This is a genomic window from Brevibacillus migulae (assembly GCF_004521915.1).
GTDB lineage: Bacteria > Bacillota > Bacilli > Brevibacillales > Brevibacillaceae > Brevibacillus_F > Brevibacillus_F migulae.
The window spans coordinates 41,251-47,764 of the sequence record NZ_SDKD01000026.1 but is presented as its reverse complement, the minus strand read 5'-3'; the positions used below and the strand labels follow the sequence as shown (position 1 = coordinate 47,764).

At 48.1% G+C, this 6,514-nt stretch carries 6 protein-coding genes and 5 tRNA genes; 2 read left to right on the top strand and 9 right to left on the bottom strand.

Going from position 1 to position 6,514, the window contains the following annotated elements; all coding sequences use genetic code 11:
* Positions 1-115: 115 nt before the first annotated feature.
* The 9 genes from EIZ37_RS22355 to EIZ37_RS22320 all read right to left on the bottom strand — a co-directional run bounded on the left by EIZ37_RS22355 (position 116) and on the right by EIZ37_RS22320 (position 5,101).
* Positions 116-189, bottom strand: a tRNA-Glu gene (locus EIZ37_RS22355).
* A gap of 10 nt (positions 190-199) precedes the next feature.
* Positions 200-292 (bottom strand) — tRNA-Ser (locus EIZ37_RS22350).
* Between the two features lie 6 nt (positions 293-298).
* Positions 299-374: transfer RNA gene (locus EIZ37_RS22345), tRNA-Asn, on the bottom strand.
* A gap of 9 nt (positions 375-383) precedes the next feature.
* Positions 384-459, bottom strand: a tRNA-Ala gene (locus tag EIZ37_RS22340).
* Between the two features lie 55 nt (positions 460-514).
* Positions 515-591, bottom strand: a tRNA-Ile gene (locus EIZ37_RS22335).
* A gap of 206 nt (positions 592-797) precedes the next feature.
* Positions 798-2,300, bottom strand: coding sequence for a malate:quinone oxidoreductase (locus tag EIZ37_RS22330; RefSeq protein WP_134686980.1), 1,503 nt, complete (start codon positions 2,298-2,300; stop codon positions 798-800).
* A gap of 411 nt (positions 2,301-2,711) precedes the next feature.
* Positions 2,712-2,861 carry a hypothetical protein gene (locus EIZ37_RS26125; RefSeq protein ID WP_167569087.1) on the bottom strand — a complete coding sequence of 50 codons (150 nt, stop codon included), beginning with the start codon at positions 2,859-2,861 and terminating at the stop codon, positions 2,712-2,714.
* Between the two features lie 169 nt (positions 2,862-3,030).
* Positions 3,031-3,999, bottom strand: coding sequence for an NAD(P)-dependent alcohol dehydrogenase (locus EIZ37_RS22325; protein ID WP_134686979.1), 969 nt, complete (start codon positions 3,997-3,999; stop codon positions 3,031-3,033).
* A gap of 190 nt (positions 4,000-4,189) precedes the next feature.
* A complete protein-coding gene (locus EIZ37_RS22320; RefSeq protein ID WP_134686978.1) occupies positions 4,190-5,101 on the bottom strand; it encodes a DMT family transporter in 912 nt (303 codons plus the stop codon).
* A 178-nt stretch (positions 5,102-5,279) separates the two neighbouring features.
* Between EIZ37_RS22320 and EIZ37_RS22315 the strand changes: the two genes are divergently transcribed.
* The gene (locus EIZ37_RS22315) at positions 5,280-5,801 is read left to right on the top strand and encodes an ECF transporter S component (RefSeq protein ID WP_134686977.1); all 522 of its coding nucleotides are present in this window, start codon (positions 5,280-5,282) and stop codon (positions 5,799-5,801) included.
* A 190-nt stretch (positions 5,802-5,991) separates the two neighbouring features.
* Entirely contained in the window at positions 5,992-6,399 is a 408-nt protein-coding gene (locus EIZ37_RS22310) for a YkvA family protein (protein WP_134686976.1), read from the top strand.
* Positions 6,400-6,514 lie beyond the last annotated feature (115 nt).

The window sequence follows — 6,514 nt, the reverse complement described above, 5'->3', positions numbered from 1 at the left end:
TGTAAGGCAGATGCTCTCCCAGCTGAGCTAAGCCTCCAGATTAAGTTGTTTTGGGGTCCCCACAAAGTACTCGGAATCAGCTTCGAAGCTTACCGTCACTTTGTGGGGTCTCTAGTGACCCGTAGGGGATTCGAACCCCTGTATGACAGCGTGAAAGGCTGCTGTGTTAAACCGCTTCACCAACGGGCCAAGACTTTCATGGCGGATGGAGTGGGATTTGAACCCACGAGACGGTTCGACACCGCCTACACGATTTCCAATCGTGCTCCTTCGGCCGCTCGGACATCCATCCATATGGTGGCTCCTTGGGAGGGACTCGAACCCCCGACCGATCGGTTAACAGCCGATTGCTCTACCAACTGAGCTACCAAGGAATATGATCATGGTGGAGCTGAACGGGATCGAACCGATGACCTCCTGCTTGCAAGGCAGGCGCTCTCCCAACTGAGCTACAGCCCCATAATCGTTTGGACTTTGATTCTATCAAATCTTGTTGCCCCAAATCAATGGAAAATGGTGGGCCTAGGCTGACTCGAACAGCCGACCTCACGCTTATCAGGCGTGCGCTCTAACCAACTGAGCTATAGGCCCATGAAAGTTTCTAGCAAGATTGATAGGTTTCTTTCCATTGGGCCACCACTTGATGGCCGGATTTATAATATAACCGATCGTATACAGATAAATCAACGGCCAAAATTAGGAAAATCATTTTGCTTTCATTTGCTGGCAAAACGAAACGGCCTTTGTCCCATGGTATACAGGACGAAGGCCGCTTTCTCTTTTATCTGATGTACAGTCTAATTGACGAGGGCCAGTTCCTTGGTTAAACCAAGCGTCCGCCCTGTCGAAGTTTGAATTTCGTCGATGAGCTCTGGTTTTTCCAGCAGTGATACGCCATAAGATGGAATCATTTCTTTTAATTTCGGTTCCCACTCTTGGATATGCTGCGGGAAGCATTTTTTTATTAAGTCAAGCATGACGGAAACCGCGGTTGAAGCACCCGGAGAAGCACCGAGCAATGCAGCAATCGAGCCATCAGCGGCACTGATCAATTCTGTTCCAAATTGGAGTGTTCCTTTGCCGCCCTTGACTGTATCTTTGATAACTTGCACACGCTGGCCCGCTACCACGATATCCCAATCCTCGCTCTTGGCGCTCGGGATAAACTCGCGTAACTCCTCCATGCGTTCTTCTTTCGATAACATCACTTGCTGGATCAAATATTTCGTTAGCGGAACATTTTTGGCACCAGCCGCCAACATCGTCAAGACATTATCCGGCTTTACGGAACCCAACAAATCAAACATGGAACCGGTTTTTAAAAACTTTGGAGAGAAGCCGGCAAACGGTCCAAAGAGCAACGACTTTTTATTGTCGATAAATCTGGTGTCAAGATGCGGTACGGACATTGGCGGAGCGCCAACCTTAGCCTTACCGTACACTTTTGCATGATGCTGTGCGACAACCTCCGGATTTTTGCACACCATAAACAGTCCGCTTACCGGGAATCCTCCGATATGTTTCCCCTCAGGAATACCGGATTTTTGCAGCAAAAGCAGGCTTCCTCCACCGCCACCGATGAACACGAACTTTGCAGTATGGCGTTCGACAGCACCGCTATCAACATTGCGCACTTTCAATTCCCACGATCCGTCGCCAGAACGTTTGATATCATCAACACTATGCTTGTATTTGATATCGACGTTTTTACGCTTTAAGTGGTCAAACAGCATGCGTGTTAAAGCACCGAAGTTGACGTCAGTCCCAGAGTCGATTTTCGTTGCCGCTATCGGTTCATTCGATATGCGGTCTTTCATGATAAGCGGAATCCATTCCATCAGTTTTCCGGGGTCATCGGAAAATTCCATCCCTGCAAACAGTGGGTTGTGATTCAGTGCTTCAAACCGCTTTTTTAAGAACGTTACATTGTCTTCCCCTTGGACTAAGCTCAAATGAGGCAATGGCATAATAAAGTCTTGGGGATTACGGATCAGGTTGCTCTCTACAAGATAAGACCAAAACTGCTTTGAAACCTGGAACTGTTCATTAATGCTTAGAGCTTTGCTCACATCTATGGATCCGTCCGATTTTTCGACGGTGTAGTTCAGCTCGCATAGTGCGGCATGCCCCGTTCCCGCATTATTCCATTCGTTGGAACTTTCCTCTCCTGCGTTTTCCAGCTTTTCAAACACGGTAATGTTCCAGTCAGGTACTAATTCTTTCAGCAATGTCCCCAAAGTCGCACTCATGATTCCGGCACCAATTAAGATAACGTCTGTTTTGGTTTGTCTGTTACTCATTTTTACCGTCCTAACTCGCTAATATTTGAAGAAAAGATGCAGGCACTCCTGCTTAACTCCACGCAAGCAAGGGGTAACCTAGTTACCCATCTTTTCTGAATCAATACTATCTAATCCTAGTTTATCACTATTATTTCTAGAATAAAATATTTGCTATTATTTGATAGTTAAATGCAATTGAAAAACCGGTAAATTTCAGTAATGAATTACACACAGGAAAGAAGGCAGACACCGTCCAAAAAACGCTGGGAACATAGAAAAACCAAGGCCATATCCCGGCTATTTGCAGGGAATGTGGCTTTGGCTTGCCGCTTCCAATATATAGACACCTCGCGACCTCATCAGCTGAGACGAACTGGTGTATGTTGGAGATGAACAACGCTCCGCTTTCCGGAAGCAGGTTTTTCTGTTTTAATTTGTCATAATCTCCGTGTAATACTGCTCATGATCAAGACCAATATTCATTTCTCTTTCCTTGACCAATGCCTCATCTTTGCCTTTGCATTCCACTTCCTTGACTACTCGATTCGTGGCACATTCCCTGATTACGACTTTCATCATGACCATCCCTGCTCTTCTATGAAAGATGCATACAACCTTTGCCACTCCCATTTTATCATAAGATCGCGTGTCGATTAAAAAAGAAAAAGCACTAGCTAGAATGCCAGCGCTCATCATTTTGGCTATTTCCTATCGGATAATCGGAACCGGCCCGCCAAAGCGGATCCTTTCAGCTTTCCCGTATGGTTAACACTACATTGCCTTTTTTATGCCCCTGATCCACATAGCGGTGGGCCTCCGGTGCTTGCTCCAGCGGGTAACGTCGGTCGATCACCGCACGTAGCTTGCCGTCCTCGATCAGCTCTTTCAAATACATCAAGTCTTCCGCGTTTTCCCTCGCCGTTCCGCCAATGACCTTCTTGCCGCTCGTCAGGTTTACCCATAGCCCGTAAATGAGCGGCACAGGGTTCATATGTACCGCTCGCAGGTAGAAGCCGTTCGGGGTCAGATGCTTGAGGCAAGCATGGAATGGGCTCTTCCCGACCGTATCGAAAATGATATCGTAGGCTGTGCCGGTATCCCCGAGCTTTTCTCTTGTATAATCGATGACTCGGTCGGCTCCCAGCGATCTCACCAGCTCTACATTAGACGTACTGCATACTGCAGTTACTTCCGCGCCAAAATGCTTGGAGAGCTGCACCGCATATGTCCCGATGCTGCCGGAAGCCCCGTATACAAGCACGCGACCGCCGCGTTGGATGTTGCCCTTCCGTAAGAATTGCAGGGCCGTATAAGCGCCGATCGGAACTGCGGCCGCCTCCTCGAATGTCATGTTCGCGGGCTTGAGCGAGACTGCACCGTTCTCGGGCAAGCATTTGTATTCGGCATACCCGCCAAAGCCGAATCCGCAGGCGGCATAGACGGCATCTCCCGGCTTGAATCGTGAAACGCTGCTGCCCGTCGACTCGACCACGCCCGCCAGTTCAAAGCCGAGAATGTTGATTCGCCTCGGTCTCCACAGACCATTGAACATCCTCGCCAGGAAAGGATCTGCCCTGCGTATGCGGCAATCCCCCGCAGTCACGGTAGTCGCATGCACCTGTATCAAAATCTCGTCGTGCTTCGGTGCCGGCTTGGCGACCTCCCGCAGCTGAAGCACATCCGGCGGCCCATAACGCTCGTATACGATCGCTTTCACGTCTTCCCCTCCGTTTCCCTTCATCATGCTTACATTGTATTACGGTGCCATCCGAATTAGGTTCCGGAAGAGGGGGGCATTCCGCTATTTTTCAGAAGCTTCCTTGCTCGTTCGCAAAATGAGGCTGCCGCTTGGATCGCGACAGCCTCGTGAAATCATTTTATTCCGTTCTGGAAGAGATGAAGACCACTTACATGGACTCCGCTTTTTTCTCGAGGACGGCAGATTGATTTTTACCAGCCTTGCCCCAGTGCATCGTCGCTACAATCACTCCAGCCACGATCAACAGAGATCCTGTCATCTGGACAGCCGTTACCGTGGAGCCTAGCAGCAGAAAGCCTACCAGCATGGCCACGAAAGGCTGCAGATTAAGGAAAATGGCTGCTCGCCCTGTACCCACGATCTTTAACTGCTGATTCCATACAATCGAGCACACTCCCTGCATGAGAACCGCTGTGGCCACCAGGAGCGACCATACCCAGACTTCATGAGGAATATGAGTGGAGAAATCAACGGACAGCAGCGCAGCAGGCGTCAGGAACAAAGTGCCAGCCACGGTGGAATAAACCGTCGCAATGAACGGTTGGATGGTTTCTGTCAGCTTTCTGGTGATGATGATCGAGCAGGAAAATGTAATCATCGCAATCATAATCAGCAGGATGCCTTTTGATGAAGCAAAATTCACTCCAGTCCCTACTACAAAAAAAGTGCCGATGAGAGCCAGCCCAGATCCAATCATCATTTTTCCTGTAAACTTCTCTTTCAAAAACAGCGAAGCCAATGCCCCGGTTAATATGGGGGCGAGAGAAAGAATCAATGACGCGGTGGTGGCATCTGTCGTTAACAAACCGTTGAAATAAGCGGTCTGGTTTGCCAAGGTGCCGATCAGACCGAGCAGAAGCAACAATCCCCATTCTTTACGCCCGATTTTGACAAACTTTTTTGCCGCATATGCGTATGCCACCAAAAATGTGGATGTGCAAAGCAAGCGGACATCAGCCAGAAACAATGGCGGAAAATGCTGGACCAGAATGCTGCCGAACACAAAATTGCTGCCCCACAATGTGACACAAAAAAGCAAAAGCAGGTATGATCTGATCATGCTGCGCCTTCTTTCAGCCTCAATTGATTTTTTAGCGCTATCGTACATCAGTGTTACAGAAAAGTCCATATGAAGATTGGCTCCCAAAACCATGTTCAGGTAAATCGTATGAAGTATATTTATTAAGTATCCTATTCGGAGTATGATAATACTTAAAAAAAAGGAAAGAGGCTATCATATGGATTCATTCACGCCGAGAAGTACCACGACAACAAAAACCATCGTCATCAATGCCCTTTTCATCGCTTTTACCTTAGCAGCGACAATGTTCATTAACCTACGGCTTCCCATCATGGGGAACGGCGGGCTCATCCATCTGGGGAACGTGCCTCTTTTTCTGGCAGCCTTTGTTTTCGGCAAAAGAACGGGAGCGTTAGCAGGCGCTTTCGGAATGGGCTTATTCGATATCATCTCTGGTTGGACAGCATGGGCGCCGTTTACATTCATCATCGTAGGCACGATGGGTTATGTAGCCGGCCTCATCGCCGAAAAGGTACCAGGGAAAAGAGTGCTCGTATACGCGCTGGCAGTGGTCGTGGCGCTGATCATTAAAATCGTGGGCTACTACTTTACCGAAGTGATCCTCTATGGCAACTGGATACAGCCATTTGGCTCTGTCCCTGGAAACATTCTTCAAGTCGCCGTGGCCGGTATCATTGTCGTGCCAATTGCAGGACGCTTAAAAAAAATCGTTGGATAATATAGTGGTGACACCTTTTTAGGAACGATCACCGATCAAAGAAAACAGGGGCAGACAAGGATGAAAAATCCTCGACTGCCCCTGTTGCAGTTTTTCTGCAGCTGATCCCGCACTTCAAACGTTTTTCCATAATCGTATGTTTCTTGATTCGGTACGGGCACTCCAGTACCATAACTCTTGGGGTGATAAGATGGGAGAACAAACGACATCCGTATTTCAGCTAATAAAAAGCAAAGCCAAGTTATTGAAGCGGGAAGCATTCGTCCTTTATTTTGCTTACAAGGATCAGCGTGTTCCCTGGCATGCGAAGCTATTTGCGATTTGTGTGGTAGCCTATGCCTTCAGTCCAATCGATTTCATCCCTGACTTTATTCCGATCCTTGGCTATTTGGATGATATCATTCTCGTTCCCTTAGGGATTTGGTTAGCGCTGAAGCTGATCCCTGAAGAGGTGATCAGCGATTGTCGGGCAAAGGCGCAGGAGCTGATGGCGAAAGGAAAACCAAAAAACTGGGTGACAGGGATCTCATTTATTGTGATTTGGATTCTCTTGGGCACCTGGCTGAGTTGGTATCTATACAAACGGCTCCTCTCGTAAGGGGCTTTTCTTTTTCTCCTGCGCTGCAAGTCTTGTTTACCAGTTCTTTGGAAATCCTTAACAAAATCCTCATACCACCTTATTCTTCCTTCGTTATCGTAGATGCAGACTGATT